17 protein-coding genes are annotated in these 16,523 nt (G+C 54.8%); 2 read left to right on the top strand and 15 right to left on the bottom strand.

Going from position 1 to position 16,523, the window contains the following annotated elements:
* Window positions 1-36 precede the first annotated feature (36 nt).
* Window positions 37-2,226, top strand: a complete 2,190-nt coding sequence (gene fhuE / locus V1572_RS11285; protein WP_395299117.1) for a ferric-rhodotorulic acid/ferric-coprogen receptor FhuE — start codon at window positions 37-39, stop codon at window positions 2,224-2,226.
* Window positions 2,227-2,370: 144 nt separating this feature from the next.
* Here the strand turns inward: fhuE and ptsG are convergent, their stop codons facing one another.
* From ptsG to yceD, 14 genes are all read right to left on the bottom strand, one after another.
* Window positions 2,371-3,804, bottom strand: a complete 1,434-nt coding sequence (ptsG, locus tag V1572_RS11280) for a PTS glucose transporter subunit IIBC (protein WP_008500788.1) — start codon at window positions 3,802-3,804, stop codon at window positions 2,371-2,373.
* A gap of 297 nt (window positions 3,805-4,101) precedes the next feature.
* Entirely contained in the window at window positions 4,102-4,896 is a 795-nt protein-coding gene (locus V1572_RS11275) for a metal-dependent hydrolase (RefSeq protein WP_045910206.1), read from the bottom strand.
* Between the two features lie 10 nt (window positions 4,897-4,906).
* Window positions 4,907-5,911 (bottom strand): DNA polymerase III subunit delta', encoded by a 1,005-nt coding sequence (gene holB, locus V1572_RS11270; RefSeq protein WP_395299972.1) that lies wholly within the window; start codon window positions 5,909-5,911, stop codon window positions 4,907-4,909.
* On the bottom strand, window positions 5,908-6,549 hold the full coding sequence (tmk, locus tag V1572_RS11265; RefSeq protein WP_048027446.1) for a dTMP kinase: 642 nt from the start codon (window positions 6,547-6,549) through the stop codon (window positions 5,908-5,910). Before tmk ends, holB begins: the two co-directional genes overlap by 4 nt.
* The gene (gene yceG, locus V1572_RS11260; protein WP_395299971.1) at window positions 6,539-7,561 is read right to left on the bottom strand and encodes a cell division protein YceG; all 1,023 of its coding nucleotides are present in this window, start codon (window positions 7,559-7,561) and stop codon (window positions 6,539-6,541) included. Before yceG ends, tmk begins: the two co-directional genes overlap by 11 nt.
* Before the next feature lie 2 nt (window positions 7,562-7,563).
* A complete protein-coding gene (gene pabC, locus V1572_RS11255) occupies window positions 7,564-8,373 on the bottom strand; it encodes an aminodeoxychorismate lyase (RefSeq protein WP_063621377.1) in 810 nt (269 codons plus the stop codon).
* 120 nt (window positions 8,374-8,493) lie between these two features.
* Window positions 8,494-9,735, bottom strand: coding sequence for a beta-ketoacyl-ACP synthase II (gene fabF, locus V1572_RS11250; protein WP_045910201.1), 1,242 nt, complete (start codon window positions 9,733-9,735; stop codon window positions 8,494-8,496).
* A 91-nt stretch (window positions 9,736-9,826) separates the two neighbouring features.
* Window positions 9,827-10,063, bottom strand: a complete 237-nt coding sequence (gene acpP, locus V1572_RS11245) for an acyl carrier protein (RefSeq protein ID WP_003857954.1) — start codon at window positions 10,061-10,063, stop codon at window positions 9,827-9,829.
* Window positions 10,064-10,217: 154 nt separating this feature from the next.
* Window positions 10,218-10,952: a 3-oxoacyl-ACP reductase FabG gene (gene fabG / locus V1572_RS11240; RefSeq protein WP_008500795.1), complete on the bottom strand. Its 735-nt coding sequence runs from the start codon at window positions 10,950-10,952 to the stop codon at window positions 10,218-10,220.
* Window positions 10,953-10,964: 12 nt separating this feature from the next.
* Window positions 10,965-11,894, bottom strand: coding sequence for an ACP S-malonyltransferase (gene fabD, locus V1572_RS11235; protein ID WP_395299970.1), 930 nt, complete (start codon window positions 11,892-11,894; stop codon window positions 10,965-10,967).
* 15 nt (window positions 11,895-11,909) lie between these two features.
* A complete protein-coding gene (locus V1572_RS11230) occupies window positions 11,910-12,863 on the bottom strand; it encodes a beta-ketoacyl-ACP synthase III (protein WP_008500797.1) in 954 nt (317 codons plus the stop codon).
* 6 nt (window positions 12,864-12,869) lie between these two features.
* Window positions 12,870-13,904, bottom strand: a complete 1,035-nt coding sequence (plsX, locus tag V1572_RS11225) for a phosphate acyltransferase PlsX (protein ID WP_063621375.1) — start codon at window positions 13,902-13,904, stop codon at window positions 12,870-12,872.
* A gap of 80 nt (window positions 13,905-13,984) precedes the next feature.
* On the bottom strand, window positions 13,985-14,158 hold the full coding sequence (rpmF, locus tag V1572_RS11220; protein WP_003857964.1) for a 50S ribosomal protein L32: 174 nt from the start codon (window positions 14,156-14,158) through the stop codon (window positions 13,985-13,987).
* A 16-nt stretch (window positions 14,159-14,174) separates the two neighbouring features.
* Complete coding sequence (gene yceD, locus V1572_RS11215) at window positions 14,175-14,696, bottom strand: 23S rRNA accumulation protein YceD (protein ID WP_014883375.1); 522 nt, start codon at window positions 14,694-14,696, stop codon at window positions 14,175-14,177.
* A gap of 140 nt (window positions 14,697-14,836) precedes the next feature.
* Between yceD and V1572_RS11210 the strand changes: the two genes are divergently transcribed.
* Window positions 14,837-15,421: a Maf family protein gene (locus V1572_RS11210; RefSeq protein WP_069719450.1), complete on the top strand. Its 585-nt coding sequence runs from the start codon at window positions 14,837-14,839 to the stop codon at window positions 15,419-15,421.
* 79 nt (window positions 15,422-15,500) lie between these two features.
* Here V1572_RS11210 and rluC read toward each other — a convergent pair whose 3' ends face one another.
* A complete protein-coding gene (rluC, locus tag V1572_RS11205) occupies window positions 15,501-16,448 on the bottom strand; it encodes a 23S rRNA pseudouridine(955/2504/2580) synthase RluC (protein WP_252073556.1) in 948 nt (315 codons plus the stop codon).
* Window positions 16,449-16,523: the final 75 nt, after the last annotated feature.

Below are 16,523 nucleotides of genomic sequence, written 5' to 3'. Positions count from 1 at the left end.
ACGCATACCCTCTTCATCGTTCATAAGGGTTTAATCATGTCTTTCATTCATCACACCAGGGATGGGCAACGTCAGGCTGTCGCAACGCCTTCGTTGCTGGCAGGCTGCATTGCTATGGCACTGACGCCAGCCGCCGCTTTCGCTGCATCAACAGCCGAAGATACCGTTATTGTTGATGGCGGTTTTGACCAAACGCAGGATCCTTCCGCAAGTCAGGAGCGGGATTACAGCGTCAAAACCACCACCACCGGCACGAAGCTGTTGCTGGTTCCCCGCGATATCCCGCAGTCCGTCAGCGTGATTAGCCAGCAGCGCATGGCCGATCAGAACCTGCAGTCCATCGGCCAGGTGTTAACCAACACCACGGGCGTAACGGCGCAGGTGCAGGACAGCGACCGTACCGTGTTTTACTCGCGCGGATTTTTCGTCAGTAATTACGCCTATGACGACCTGCCAACCTCCATCAGCGAAGTGTGGAACTTTGGCGATACTGCCGCCGATACGGCGATTTATGACCGCATCGAAGTGGTCCGCGGTGCAACCGGCCTGATGTCCGGTACGGGCAACCCGGCAGCGTACGTCAACATGGTGCGTAAGCATGCGGACAGCAATGAATTCAAAGGCAATGTTTCGGCGAGCTACGGCAGCTGGGATAAACAGCGCTACGTGCTGGATCTGCAGGCTCCGCTGGTGGAGTCAGGTAAGCTACGGGGCCGGATGATCGCAGGTTATCAGGACAACGACAGCTTCGTGGATAACTATCACTACCGAAAGAAATTCCTCTATGGCGTGATGGATGCGGACGTCACCGACAGCACCACCCTCTCGGTGGGATACGAATATCAGGAAAGCCATACCGCCGACCCAACCTGGGGCGGACTCCCGACCTGGTACAGTGACGGGAGTAAAACCCATTACGATCGCAGCCAGACCGTCGCGCCTGACTGGGCCAGGTCTGATAAAGACAGCACCCGCATCTTCGCTAATCTGACGCAGCGTTTCGATAATGGCTGGGAAGCACACATTAACGGCATGCATGCTGAAACCAACTTCGACTCTAAGCTGATGTATATGTCCGGCTATCCGGATAAAGAGACCGGTGCAGGCATGGTTGGCTACGGCGGCTGGAACCGTGGCGAACGGAAACAGGATGCCGTGGACGCTTTCTTGCGCGGCGATTTCGATCTCTTCGGCCGTCAGCACGAAATGATGTTCGGCGGCAGCTTCAGTCGTCAGCGTAACCATTACGACAACTCAATGCCTGACGCGGTTTACGGCATGGTTGATGTGGGTAACTTTAAGAACTGGAACGGTAACATTGCCGACCCGCAGTGGACGCCGTGGAAACTCTACAGCCAGGACGACATTCGCCAGTCCTCAGCGTATACCTCCGCCCGCTTCTCGCTGGCCGATCCGCTGCATCTGATCCTCGGCGCACGTTATACCAACTATAACATCCGCTATAACCCTGCGGGCTCCCCGGACACCCGTCTGGAAAGTACCAAAGATGACGTGACGCCCTACGCGGGCCTGGTCTACGACATCAATGAAGACTGGTCGACCTACGTCAGCTATACCTCTATCTTCCAGCCCCAGGACAAGCGGGACGCCAGCGGACGCTATCTCGACCCCACTACGGGCAAAAGCTACGAAGCCGGTGTGAAAGCAGACTGGTTCAATACCCGTCTTACCACCTCGCTGGCGATTTTCCGCATTGAGCAGGATAACGTAGCAAGCAATACCTATACCTATATGCCGAGCGGTGAGTCGATTTACCAATCGCTGGACGGCGTAGTGAGCAAAGGGATCGAGTTCGAGCTGAACGGCGCGTTGACCGATAACTGGCAGCTGACCTTCGGCGCGACCCGCTACATTGCGGAAGATAAGAATGGCAACGCCGTCAGCTCCGATCAGCCGCGTACAACCATGAAGCTGTTCACCCGTTATCAACTGCCAATGTTGCCGGAACTGACCGTGGGCGGTGGCGTGAACTGGCAAAACAAGGTGTGGACGGATGTGGATGGCGCGCCGGCTGGCCGTACCCGCGCGGAGCAAGGCAGCTACGGGTTGGTTAACCTGTTCAGCCGTTATCAGGTCACCAAAGATTTTGCTGTTCAGGCGAACGTCAACAACCTGTTCGACAAAGAGTATTACGATTACGTCGGCTCTTATGTGGTTTATGGCGCGCCGCTGAACGTCTCGGTGAGCGCGAGCTACGACTTCTGAGTGTTAAGCCGGGTGGCGGCTACGCCTTACCCGGCTTACATTTGCATTTCGTAGGCCCGGTAAGCGCAGCGCCGCCGGGCATGACAAACAGCACAAATAAAAAAGGCAGCCATTCGGCTGCCTTAGTCTCCCCAGGGTCACAACTTAGTTGTTGCGGATGTACTCATCCATTTCGGTTTTCAGGTTATCGGATTTAGTACCGAAGATTGCCTGTACACCCGAACCTGCAACAACTACGCCAGCTGCACCCAGTTTTTTCAGACCCGGCTGGTCTACTTTCGCGACGTCAGCAACGCTCACACGCAGACGAGTGATACACGCGTCCAGGTTAGTGATGTTCTCTTTACCACCGAACGCGGCAACCAGTGCAGGAGCCATTTCGCTGGTCGCGCCCGCTTTGCTGTCTTCTGTCGCATCTTCACGGCCTGGGGTTTTCAGGTCCAGTGCTTTAATCAGCACGCGGAAGATGGTGTAGTAAACAACGGCATAGCACGCACCGACGATTGGGAACAGCCACAGTTTGCTGCTGTTACCGGACAGAACGATGAAGTCGATCAGGCCGTGAGAGAAGGACGTACCGTCACGCATACCCAGCAGAATACAGATTGGGAACGCCAGACCCGCCAGAATAGCATGGATAACGTACAGGATCGGCGCAACGAACATGAAGGAGAACTCGATCGGCTCGGTGATACCGGTCAGGAACGAGGTCAGCGCTGCGGAGATCATGATACCGCCCACTTTTGCACGGTTCTCTGGCTTCGCAGAGTGCCAGATAGCAATCGCCGCTGCTGGCAGACCGTACATTTTGAACAGGAAGCCACCAGACAGTTTACCTGCAGTTGGGTCGCCCGCCATGTAACGTGGGATATCGCCGTGGAATACCTGACCTGCTGCGTTGGTGAATTCACCAATCTGCATCTGGAATGGAACGTTCCAGATGTGGTGCAGACCAAATGGCACCAGGCAACGCTCGATGAAGCCGTAGATACCAAACGCCACAACCGGGTTCTGGTAAGCAGCCCACTGAGAGAAGGTCTGGATAGCGGAACCGATTGGTGGCCAGATGAAGGACAGGATCACGCCAGTGAAAATCGCTGCCAGACCAGAGATGATCGGAACGAAACGCTTGCCCGCGAAGAAGCCCAGGTACTCAGGCAGCTTGATGCGATAGAAGCGGTTGAACATATACGCTGCAATCGCACCGGAGATGATACCGCCGAGAACACCGGTGTCTGCCAGGTGTTTCGCAGCGATCTCTTCTGCCGGTAAATGCAGAACCAGCGGCGCAACCACAGCCATGGTTTTCACCATGATGCCGTAAGCAACCACTGCAGCCAGCGCAGATACGCCGTCGTTATTGGTGAAGCCCAGAGCCACACCGATCGCGAAGATCAGTGGCATGTTAGCAAAGACAGAACCGCCTGCTTCGGCCATCACATGGGACACTACGGCTGGCAGCCAGCTGAAGTTAGCAGAACCGACACCCAGCAGGATACCTGCGATAGGCAGTACGGATACTGGCAGCATCAGCGATTTACCGACCTTTTGCAGGTTAGCAAATGCATTCTTAAACATAATTGAGAGTGCTCCTGAGTATTTGTGCTTTTTTTACGCTTTCACGCATTGGCCCGGGGGGAGTACCGTGCCGTGGACAGGACATCTAAGCGCCCTTTATTTATTACACAGAGTAAAATAATTCCCTCTGAGTTTGTTTGACGGCTATCACGTTTCAGCTTAAGACGGTCGAAAAACTTTCAGTTATTTACAAAAAGCATGTCCGGATGTGTCTAAAAACAGCATCACCGCCCCAAATGAGGCGGTGAACTTTACTCGGTTTATTTATTAATTACGAGCCTAAAAAAAACAGGTGTATCAGACAGATTGCAGGCGGGCAGGGTCAATATGGAACAGCGTGGAGAAGTTTTCTGTCGTCACGCGGGCCAGCTCTTCGATGCTGACGCCCTTCAGGACGGCCATGTACTCAGCCACATCTCGCGTCATCGCGGGCTGGTTCTCTTTACCGCGATGCGGAACCGGTGCCAGATAGGGAGAATCGGTCTCTACCAGAATGCGATCGAGCGGAACATAACGTGCAGCATCACGCAGCTGCTCAGCGTTACGGAACGTCACAATCCCGGAAAACGAGATATAAAACCCCAAATCAAGCAGTTTACCCGCCGTTTCTCTGTCTTCTGTGAAACAGTGTAGTACGCCACCGCAATCCGTCACGTTTTCTTCCCGGAGGATCGCCAGGGTATCCGCACGCGCATCGCGGGTGTGGACGATAACCGGCTTGTTCAGTTCGCGGCCAATGCGAATATGGTTGCGGAAGGACGCCTGCTGGCGCGGTTTGGTTTCCGGCGTGTAGAAATAGTCCAGCCCGGTCTCGCCCATTGCCACCACGCCCTCTTCCGCCGCCAGACGACGCAAATCGTCAACGTCATATTCTTCATCCTGGTTCAGGGGGTGTACGCCGCAGGAAAACACCACGTTATCGCGAACGCCCACCAGCTCGCGCATCGTGCGATAGCCCGGCAGCGTCGTCGCTACCGCAAGGCAGAATTTCACATCGCGGGCGGCGGCTTTTTCCAGCACGTCATCCACGTTTTTATGCAGGGATTGATAATCCAGGCCATCAAGATGGCAGTGTGAGTCGACTAAAAACATAATGTCTCTCTCAGAGATGGGAAACCGGCGGTGTGGTGCCGGGTTGCAGGTAGTGTTCAATACGCAGTAACTGGTCGGTCAGTAAAAGCTCGCGATTAAGACCCGTCACGGTTAAAAGCTGTTCTCGACTCTGGCAAATTTCATGAAGCATCGCATGAAGAATCGTCCCTGAGAGGCGGTTCGCCAGCGTATTCACCAGTGTCCACGCGTCCGGGTTGGTCAGCAGCGTTGCCCCTTGCTGAAGTTTGAGGGCATCCAGCAGCAACGAGGCCAGCCAGTGCAGACGCTCAACGGCCTGATCGCTGTTAAGCGCAGGCAATACGCTTAGCCAGTCGTGGTTATTGAGTGCCATTTCGACGGCCCGGCAAAGCGTTTCTCGCTGTGACCAGACGTCAGGTTGCAGCAATGCCAGCGCCGCTGCGGGCGCGCCGCTGCTCAGGCGCAAGGCGGACAGCGCACTCTCAGGTGACGTTGTCACCTCTCGTTCCAGCCAGCTCAGCGCCCACGATTCCTGAGGCACAACAAGGTGATGAAGACGACAGCGGCTGCGCAGCGTCGCCAGCAAGCGTCCCGGGTCACGGCACGAAAGGAAAAACCACGTTTTTACCGGCGGCTCTTCCAGGGTTTTCAGCAGGGCATTAGCTGCCGCCTCGGTCAGCTGCGTGGCGTCTTTAAGCCAGACTACTTTAGCGCCGCCCAGCCGCGCGTGTTCGTACAATTTTTCACTGACTTCCCGCACGGCATCGATACCGAGCGCGTTTTTCCCCTTCTCCGGCTCAAGCGTGTAGTAGTCAGGATGTGTGCCCGCCTGCATCAGCTGACAGCCACGGCATTTGCCGCAGCTTTTATGCCCTTCCGGCTGCTGGCACATCAGAAAACGGGTGATGGCATAAATCAATGCATCATCGCCCATTCCCGGCAATGCCTGAATCAGTAACGCATGATGCCCCCGCCCCGCCTGATAGCTGCCGATCAGCTGTTCAAAGTGCGGGCGCAACCATGGATACCATTTCATGCCTGCTGCTCCTGCACCCACTGCGTCACGGTTTGCTGAATGTCACGCGTCACCTCATCCAGGGATTGCGTTGCATCGATGGTACGAATGGAGCTGTCCTGTGCGGCCAGCTCAAGATAGCGCGCACGGGTGCGGTTAAAGAAATCAAACGACTCTTGTTCAATGCGGTCGAGCTCGCCGCGCGCGCGGGCGCGTTTAAGACCCACTTCCGGGGTCACATCCAGATAGAGCGTCAGGTCGGGGCGAAAATCCCCCAGTACGGCATTGCGCAGCGTTGCCAGCATGGTCTGGTCAATACCGCGTCCACCGCCCTGATAAGCCTGAGTCGACAGATCGTGACGATCGCCGATTACCCACTTGCCATCGGCCAGGGCGGGTTTGATCACCGTCTCAACCAGCTGTACGCGCGCCGCGTAGAACATTAATACTTCGGCTTTGTCAGTGATAACTTCGTCGCCAACGGATTTAATGTCCAGCACCAGGCCGCGCAGTTTCTCCGCAAGTTGCGTACCGCCCGGCTCGCGGGTGAAGACCATGTCGGCGACGCCAAGCGATTTCAGCGTATCCACCACCACGTTGCGGGCGGTGGTTTTACCCGCCCCTTCGAGTCCCTCAATCACAATGTATTTACTGCGCATTTTTTTCCTTAAGTGCCTTCAGATAGTCCTGAACAGAGCGATTGTGGCTGGCAAGGTTGGTGTTAAAGGTGTGTCCCCCTTTTCCATCAGCCACAAAATAGAGATACGGTGTTTTCGCCGGATGCGCGGCAGCTTTCAGTGACGCTTCGCTCGGCGTGGCAATCGGACCAGGCGGTAAACCGCTAATCACGTAGGTATTATACGCCGTTGGCGTCTCCAGATCTTTTCTGGAGATCTTACCGGCATAGCTCTCGCCCATGCCGTAGATGACGGTAGGGTCGGTTTGCAGGCGCATGCCAATGCGCAGACGGTTGATAAATACTGACGCCACCCGATCGCGCTCGGCGGCAACGGCGGTCTCTTTCTCGATAATCGAGGCCATGGTGACAAACTGGTTTTGATCTTTATAGGGTAAACCCTCCATTCGCCCTTCCCAGGCCGCATCCACGGCGGCGACCATTTTTTTGTGCGCCCGCTTCAGGATCGCCACATCGGTCGTGCCGGCGGTGTACATCCAGGTATCTGGCCAGAACCAGCCTTCCACCCATTCGGGATGCTCAAACTTGAGCACGTCGGCCACCGTCTGGTAGCTGTCATCCTTCAGGGTATGTTTGATATACGGCGCATCGCGCAGCTGTTTGAGGTAATCACTCAGGCGTATCCCTTCCACAAATCGCAGAGGGAACTGGGCTTCTTTGCCGCTTTCCAGCAGCTGCAGCATCTCTCTGACGGTCATTCCCGGCGTAAAGCGATAGGTACCGGCTTTGAAATGTGACAGTTCAGGCTCCACACGCAATAACCACTGGAATACCCGTGGACGATTGATAATTTTATCACCGTAGAGCTGTTCCCCAAGCGCCTGGCGGCCGGTTCCCGCTTTCAGGGTAAAGATCGTTTCGTCTTTAACCAGGATCTTGCTGTCCGCCAGCTGGCGAACTTTCCATACGCCTGCTCCGCCAGCAACGCCCAGCGCAACAATGAGGAGAAGGACAAAGCGCAACATTTTTTTCATGACTATCTGGTTTGCTCACATATCGGGGCTAAAAACTGAAACAGCTCGCGCGACGACCAGCGTAGCTGGCCACAGGCGCGAACGGGCACAACAGGCATCAGCGCGTTGCAAATGATGACTTCATCAGCAGTCTGTAGCACCTCTTCCTTTGCGTTAACTTCGACAACGTGAAAGTCAGAGTGTGCCAGCTGCTGCAAACAAAATTGGCGCATTATGCCGTTCACGCCAGCCTGATCCAGCGCGGGGGTGAACACATTCCTGCCCTGTCGCCAGAACAAATTAGCCGCACAGCATTCCGTAATGAACCCTTCGCTGTCAAGGACCAGCGCCTCATCGGCGTCCGTCTGTTCAAGATGAGTACGAATGAGCACCTGTTCCAGGCGATTGAGATGCTTAATCCCGGCCAGCATCGGGTTTCGTCCCAGTCGTACCGGGCTTAGCGTCAGCGTGACGCCGTCTTCTCGCCAGCGAGAGTAATGCGCGGGATAAGCAGACACGGAAAGAATGCGCGTTGGGGCGAGACAAGATGCAGCGCTGTAACCCCGGCCACCACTGCCGCGGCTGATGATAACCTTGAGTACGCCGCTGTGCTTCCCCGATGCGAGCTGACACATTTCCTGACGTAAGGTGTCCCAGTGCGTAAAGGGGATCATGAGCTTTTCACAGCCATGCTGCAGGCGTCGCATGTGCGCTTCCAGAAGGCAAACATGGCCATCCAGAATGCGCGCCGTCGTAAAGCAACCATCCCCGAACTGTACCGCCCTGTCGCTGGCAGGCAGCGTGTCCTGCTCAAGGCCATTGATTAAAAACATGGTGGCTCCTTATGCGTGGACGTTTAGTCTGGCAGGATGTCATGCAGTCGACAAGAAGATTAGCCTTAATAAAAAAGGTCCGGCAAGCGGACCTTTTTTAGTGCGATCGGAACGTCAGGATCAGATCTTTTTGAAGATCAGAGAACCGTTGGTACCGCCAAAGCCGAAGGAGTTACACAGGGTATACTCCATTCCGCTAACCTGGCGCGCTTCGTGAGGAACGAAGTCCAGATCGCAACCTTCATCCGGGTTATCCAGGTTGATGGTTGGTGGAACAGCCTGATCGCGCAGCGCAAGGATGGAGTAGATTGACTCTACTGCACCCGCCGCACCCAACAGGTGACCGGTCATGGATTTCGTGGAGCTCACCAGTACGCGGCTGGCAGACTCGCCGAAGATAGACTTAACCGCCTGAGCTTCCGCTTTATCGCCTGCAGGTGTAGATGTGCCGTGCGCGTTGACGTAGCCAATCTGAGCCGGGGTAATACCCGCATCACGGATCGCGTTTTCCATCGCCAGCGCAGCACCTGCACCGTTCTCCGGAGGAGACGTCATGTGATACGCATCGCTGCTCATACCAAAGCCAACGACTTCAGCATAAATTTTCGCACCGCGTTTTTTCGCGTGTTCGTACTCTTCCAGTACGATCATGCCCGCACCGTCACCCAGCACGAAGCCATCACGGTCTTTATCCCACGGACGGCTTGCCGCCTGTGGATTATCGTTGCGGGTAGAGAGCGCACGGGCCGCGCCGAAACCGCCGACACCCAGTGGGGTACTGGCTTTTTCAGCACCGCCGGCAACCATAGCATCTGCATCGCCGTACGCAATAATGCGCGCGGCCTGGCCGATGTTATGTACGCCAGACGTACAGGCGGTGGCGATAGAAATGCTTGGCCCACGCAGGCCGAACATGATGGTCAGGTGACCTGCCACCATATTAACAATCGTGGACGGAACGAAGAACGGACTGATCTTACGCGGGCCGCCATTCATCAGGGATGTATGGTTTTCCTCGATCAGGCCAAGACCGCCAATCCCGGAGCCGATAGCGGCGCCAATACGGGTTGCGTTCTCTTCCGTAATCACAAGGCCAGAATCCTGCATGGCCTGAACGCCAGCGACAATTCCATATTGAATGAAGGCATCCATCTTGCGCTGCTCTTTGCGCGAGATGATCTCTTCACAGTTAAAATCCTTTACTAAGCCAGCAAATTTCGTTGCATAGGCGCTAGTATCGAAATGGTCGATTAGGCTGATGCCGCTCTGACCGGCAAGGAGAGCTTTCCAGGTGGACTCTACGGTATTGCCGACAGGAGACAACATGCCAAGTCCGGTCACAACTACACGACGCTTAGACACGTTTGTCCTCCAGGGAGGGATAAAAAAAGAGATTCGTGGGACTAAAAAAGATAAAACTCAGGCGGTCGAATGACCGCCTGGAGATGTTCACTTACGCCTGGTGACCGTTGATGTAATCAATGGCAGCCTGAACGGTGGTGATCTTCTCAGCTTCTTCGTCCGGAATCTCAGTATCAAACTCTTCTTCCAGAGCCATTACCAGCTCAACGGTGTCAAGAGAATCTGCGCCCAGGTCTTCAACGAAGGAAGCGGAGTTCACAACTTCTTCCTGCTTAACGCCCAACTGTTCGCCGATAATTTTCTTAACGCGTTCTTCGATAGTGCTCATACTCTTAAATTTCCTATCAAAACTCGCTTTCGCGATGGTTTTCGTAGTGTATAAAATGTTGAAAAATTTGCAACTAAATCCCGGCAGTTCTTACCACGATTTTACGTTATTTTGAGGCCATTCGCCCTAATAACGCAAATATTTTTCATCGTGGTTAAACCATATACATCCCGCCGTTGACGTGGAGGGTCTCACCAGTGATGTAACCCGCTTCGTCAGAGGCTAAAAATGCAACCGCACTGGCGATTTCTTTAGGGTCGCCAAGACGACCCGCCGGAACTGCCGCCAGCGTACCCGCACGCTGCTCATCAGTCAGCGCACGCGTCATGTCCGTTTCAATAAAGCCCGGAGCAACAACGTTTACCGTAATACCGCGGGACGCGACTTCACGCGCCAGCGACTTACTGAAACCAATCAGACCGGCTTTCGCCGCAGCGTAGTTAGCCTGACCAGCATTTCCCATGGTACCAACCACAGAACCGACAGTGATAATACGACCATGACGCTTTTTCATCATAGCGCGCATTACCGCTTTTGACAGACGGAATACAGATGACAGGTTGGTTTCGATAATATCGTTCCACTCGTCGTCTTTCATTCGCATTAACAGGTTATCGCGAGTGATCCCGGCGTTGTTTACCAGAATATCCACTTCGCCAAACTCTGCGCGAATATTTTCCAGAACAGATTCGATAGATGCAGGTTCGGTCACATTCAGTACCAGACCTTTACCGTTTGCACCCAGATATTCACTGATAGCCTGAGCGCCATTCTCGCTGGTTGCTGTCCCAATCACCTTCGCGCCGCGCGCAACCAGTGTTTCAGCAATTGCACGCCCGATACCGCGGCTTGCGCCAGTGACCAGGGCAATTTTTCCTTCAAAACTCATGGTATTCCTCTTTTATTGCGAGAGTGCCGCTGACATCGCTTCCGGCTCGTTAATCGCCGAGGCTGTCAGGGTGTCAACAATACGTTTTGTCAGACCGGTGAGGACTTTCCCTGGGCCGACTTCATACAGATGCTCAACGCCCTGAGAGGCCATAAACTCAACGGTTTTGGTCCACTGTACCGGGCTGTAGAGCTGGCGAACCAGCGCGTCGCGGATAGCTTCCGGCGCGGTTTCGCATTTCACATCGACGTTGTTCACAACGGAAATCGTCGGTGCGTTAAACGTAATTTTTTCCAGCTCAACCGCCAGTTTCTCGGCAGCGGGCTTCATCAGCGCACAGTGAGACGGCACGCTGACCGGCAGCGGCAGCGCACGTTTGGCACCCGCCGCTTTACAGGCTGCACCGGCACGCTCAACCGCTTCTTTATGACCGGCGATAACCACCTGGCCCGGCGAGTTGAAGTTAACCGGAGAGACAACCTGACCTTCAGAAGACTCTTCACACGCTTTTGCAATCGCGGCATCATCCAGACCGATGATGGCTGACATGCCACCCGTGCCTTCTGGCACTGCTTCCTGCATGAATTTACCGCGCAGTTCCACCAGACGAACCGCGTCAGCAAACGCGATCACACCGGCACAAACCAGCGCTGAGTATTCACCCAGGCTATGTCCTGCGAGCAGTGCGGGCGCTTTACCGCCCTGCTGCTGCCAGACACGCCACAGCGCAACGGACGCGGTCAGCAGCGCGGGCTGGGTCTGCCAGGTTTTGTTCAGCTCTTCGGCAGGACCCTGCTGGGTCAGCGCCCATAAATCATAACCCAGTGCATCAGAAGCTTCACGGAAAGTCTCTTCAATGACCGGATAGGTTGCTGCCATTTCAGACAACATCCCAACGGTTTGAGAGCCCTGCCCCGGGAACACAAAAGCAAATTGCGTCATTTTTTATTCCTTATCCTAGAAACGAACCAGCGCGGAACCCCAGGTGAACCCGCCACCGAAGGCTTCAAGCAAGACCAGCTGGCCCCGTTTGATTCGCCCGTCGCGTACCGCTTCATCAAATGCGCACGGTACTGACGCCGCAGAGGTGTTGCCGTGACGATCCAGCGTCACCACAACGTTATCCATCGACATGCCCAGCTTTTTCGCGGTTGCGCTGATGATACGCAGGTTCGCCTGATGCGGCACCAGCCAGTCGAGCGCGGAGCGTTCAAGGTTATTCGCTTCCAGCGTTTCATCAACGATGTGCGCAAGCTCAGTCACCGCCACCTTGAAGACCTCGTTCCCTGCCATCGTCAGGTAAATCGAGTTGTCCGGATTTACGCGATCGGCGTTAGGCAGGGTCAACAGTTCGCCATAGCTGCCGTCAGCATGCAGATGCGTAGAGATGATACCCGGCTCTTCGGACTGCCCCAGCAGCACCGCACCCGCACCATCACCAAAAATAATGATCGTTCCGCGATCGGTCGGATCGCAGGTACGCGCCAGCACGTCAGCACCGATTACCAGCGCATATTTAACGGCACCGGACTTCACGTACTGATCGGCTACGCTCAGCGCATAGGTAAAACCTGCGCATGCGGCAGCGACGTCAAACGCCGGGCAGCCCTTAATACCGAGCATGTTTTGCACCTGGCACGCCGCGCTTGGGAAAGCATGCGTGGCAGACGTCGTGGCCACCACGATCAAACCGATCTGTTCTTTATCAATGCCCGCCATTTCGATAGCACGCTGTGCGGCTTCGTAACCCATGGTCGACACGGTTTCGTCTGGCGCGGCAATACGACGTTCACGGATACCTGTGCGCGTGACAATCCACTCGTCAGACGTATCTACCATTTTTTCCAGATCGGCGTTGGTACGCACCTGTTTTGGCAGGTAGCTGCCGGTACCTAAAATCTTCGTATACATGTACGCTCAGTCACTTTTAGCTAATACAGATCCCAGGCGAGCGGCAATCCGCTGAGGGACTTGTCGCTGCACCGCCTGCACTGCCTGTTCAATCGCGACAGCAAATGCTCGCTGATTGGCGGCGCCATGACTCTTAATCACGATGCCGCGCAATCCTAACAGACAGGCGCCATTATACTGGTCGGGGTTGAGGTGACTGAATCGCCGCGTCAGGCTCTTTTGTAACCAACGCTTCAATAAAATCAGCCACCAGGCGCTTTTTTTGCCCTCTCCCTGTGATTTCAGCAGAGAAAGAAACATCCGCACGACCCCTTCCATGGTTTTCAACGTCACGTTCCCGGTGAAGCCATCGCACACCAGAACATCCGTTTTACCCGTCAACAACTCATTGGCTTCGAGATAACCAATATAGTTGATGGAGGGAACCTGTTTGAGCAATTCAGCTGCTTCGCGAATGCTGTCCAGGCCTTTGGTCTCTTCTTCACCAATGTTCAGTAACGCAACACGGGGAGTGTTGATCCCGACCACCTCTTCTGCCAGCACCGATCCCATGACGGCAAACTGAGCCAGCATTGTACTATCACAATCGACGTTCGCGCCCAAATCGAGCACTACCGTCTTGCCCTTCTGCTGATGCGGCAACACCGTCACCAGCGCCGGACGCTCAATACCGTCAATCGGTTTGAGCAATAATTTCGACAGCCCCATCAGCGCGCCGGTATTTCCCGCGCTAACGCAAGCCTGGGCTCGACCTTCTTTCACCAGCTCCAGCGCTATCCGCATCGAGCTGCCGCGGCTATTACGAATCGCCTGCGAGGGTCGGGCATCACTGGCAATAACTGACTGCGCAGGAATAATCTGCAGACGTGAACGTTGTTCAAAGTCAGCTTTTGCAAGTAATGGCGTGATTGTGTCGGGATTGCCGACTAAAAGAAGAGTGAGTTGCGAATTAGAATTCAGTGCCTGCAATGCTGCAGGCACTGTCACAGAAGGGCCAAAATCTCCCCCCATGACATCTAACGCCAGGGTTAGACGTGTCAAGGTATCGTCGCAGCCTGGTTCGGTAAGTTCCCCGTTTGCACGGGGAGCTCCTCACTAAGCCTAATCACGCTGACGCGTGATTACTTAGTGATAACCTTGCGGCCGCGGTAGAAACCGTCAGCGGTGATGTGGTGACGCAGGTGTTTCTCACCAGAAGTCTTGTCTACAGACAGGCTGGTAACTGCAGTCAGCGCGTCATGGGAACGACGCATGCCACGTTTGGAACGGGTTGGTTTATTCTGTTGTACGGCCATGGACCTTACTCCTCAATTACTTACGCTTTAAGCTGGCTAATACGGCAAATGGGTTTGGTTTTTGCGCTTCATCAGGCAGTTCCCCAAAGACCATGTCCGCCTCGGACACTTCACAGTGTTCAGAATCATGCACCGGAACCACTGGCAAGGTGAGGATGATTTCATCTTCAACCAGAGCCAGAAGATCGATTTCACCGAATTCGTTAACCTCAATCGGCTCATACGCTTCCGGGAGTGCTTCAGCCTGTTCGTCAGAACGAACCGGACTGAAACAATACGTTGTGTGAACATGCTGTACAAACGGTTTCCCGCAACGCTGACACTCGAGCGTTACCGTCACCTTTGCATCACCGGTTAAAACGGCGAGACGCTGGTTGTCGATAGCGAACGACATGGAGCATTCTACATCACTGTCCACACTGACTACGGATTCGGCAATACGCTCAGCCTGATCGGAAGTATAGATACCTTCGTAATCGAGGCGTTTTTGAGCCGTACGAACCGGATCAAGAGTCAGGGGTAATTTTACCTTTTGCATAGGGCGCGCATATTAACTTTGTAACGTCATAGAGTCAAAGAAAAAGGCAACCAGAGCTGCCTTTTGCCAATTATTCGCACACATTGCGGCCTGTAGTTTAAAATGGCTGGCATCGATACGCTATATCTGGTGATAAAAATATGCCAAATCTCGTCCTTGCTTCCACGTCTCCCTACCGCCGAATGCTACTGGAAAAGCTCGGGATCCCGTTTGAATGCGCCGCGCCAGAGGTGGATGAGACGCCACTGCCGGGCGAGTCACCGCGCCATCTGGTGACGCGTCTTGCTAAGGAGAAGGCGCAATCGCTGGCCACACGCTATCCTTCGCATTTGATTATAGGCTCCGATCAGGTTTGCGTGCTGGACGGCGAAATCACCGGCAAGCCCCATACTGAGGAAAATGCCTGTCAGCAGCTTCTGCGTGCGCGCGGTACTATCGTGACCTTCTATACGGGCCTGGCCCTCTATAACTCCGCGTCAGGCCATCTGCAAACCGAGTGCGAGCCGTTCGACGTACACTTCCGTCATCTCAGCGAGCAAGAGATTATGGATTATGTGCGCCGTGAGCGACCGCTGAACTGCGCGGGGAGCTTTAAAAGTGAAGGATTGGGGATTGCGCTGTTCGACAAGCTGGACGGTCGCGATCCCAACACCCTGGTGGGGTTACCGCTGATTGCCTTGTGTCAGATGTTACGGCGAGAAGAATGTAATCCGCTGATCATGTGACTTTTGCCCAGCGGCGCTTCGCTTGCATGGGCCTACGGGTTTTGTAGGCCGGGTAAGCGCAGCGCCACCCGGCACAAAATCAGCCGCGCAAAACCTTAAGACAGTGTTTCAGCTGCTCATCCAGCGGCGCTTCAATACGGATCACTTCACCGGTATTCGGATGGGTAAACTTCAGCGCTGCCGCATGCAGGAACAGACGCGACAGTCCTGTCCCCGCCAGCTGCTTATCAAACTCGCGGTCGCCATAGCGGTCATCAAAGGCGATGGGGTGCCCTGCAAACTGCGTATGCACGCGGATCTGGTGGGTACGACCGGTCACCGGACTGCAGCGCACCAGCGTGGCAAACTCATAGCGCTCTTCAACCTTAAAGCGCGTCTCAGACGGTTTCCCTTCCTGGCTCACGCGGACAATACGCTCACCGCTTTGCAGAATGTTCTTCAGCAGCGGCGCCTGCACCACTTTTACATGGGACTGCCACTGGCCGCGCACCAGCGCCAGATAGTCTTTCTGCATCCCTTTTTCACGCAGCTGTTCATGCAGCGAACGCAGCGCGGAACGCTTTTTCGCCACCAGCAGTACGCCTGAAGTGTCGCGGTCAAGACGGTGCACCAGCTCAAGGAAGCGCGCTTCCGGACGCAGGGCACGCAGCCCTTCAATCACGCCGAAGCTCAGACCGCTACCGCCATGGACTGCCGTTCCTGACGGTTTATTCAGCACCAGAATATGGTCGTCTTCGTAAAGGATGACATCGCTCAGGGCCGCCACTTTCTGCAGCTTTGGTGAAACGGTCTCTTCTTCGCGCTCTGCCACGCGCACCGGCGGAATACGCACTTCGTCACCGGCTTCGAGCTTATACTCAGGCTTCACGCGTTTTTTGTTAACCCGCACCTCGCCCTTACGCAGGATGCGATAAATCATGCTCTTTGGCACCCCTTTCAGCTGGGTACGCAAAAAGTTATCGATACGTTGCCCCGCTTCATCTTCGGCGATGGCAACCATTTTTACGGCTGGAGTCTCTGTTTTCATGGTTGGCGATTCTAAATATCGACAGCCATTAGCGCCACTCATTTTTCTATGCTTATATTTACTTTTATCCGGCCT

Source organism: Enterobacter quasiroggenkampii (assembly GCF_043972695.1).
Lineage (GTDB): Bacteria > Pseudomonadota > Gammaproteobacteria > Enterobacterales > Enterobacteriaceae > Enterobacter > Enterobacter quasiroggenkampii.
Note: the sequence above shows the minus strand (reverse complement) of the source record. Positions and strands in the feature narration are given on the sequence as shown.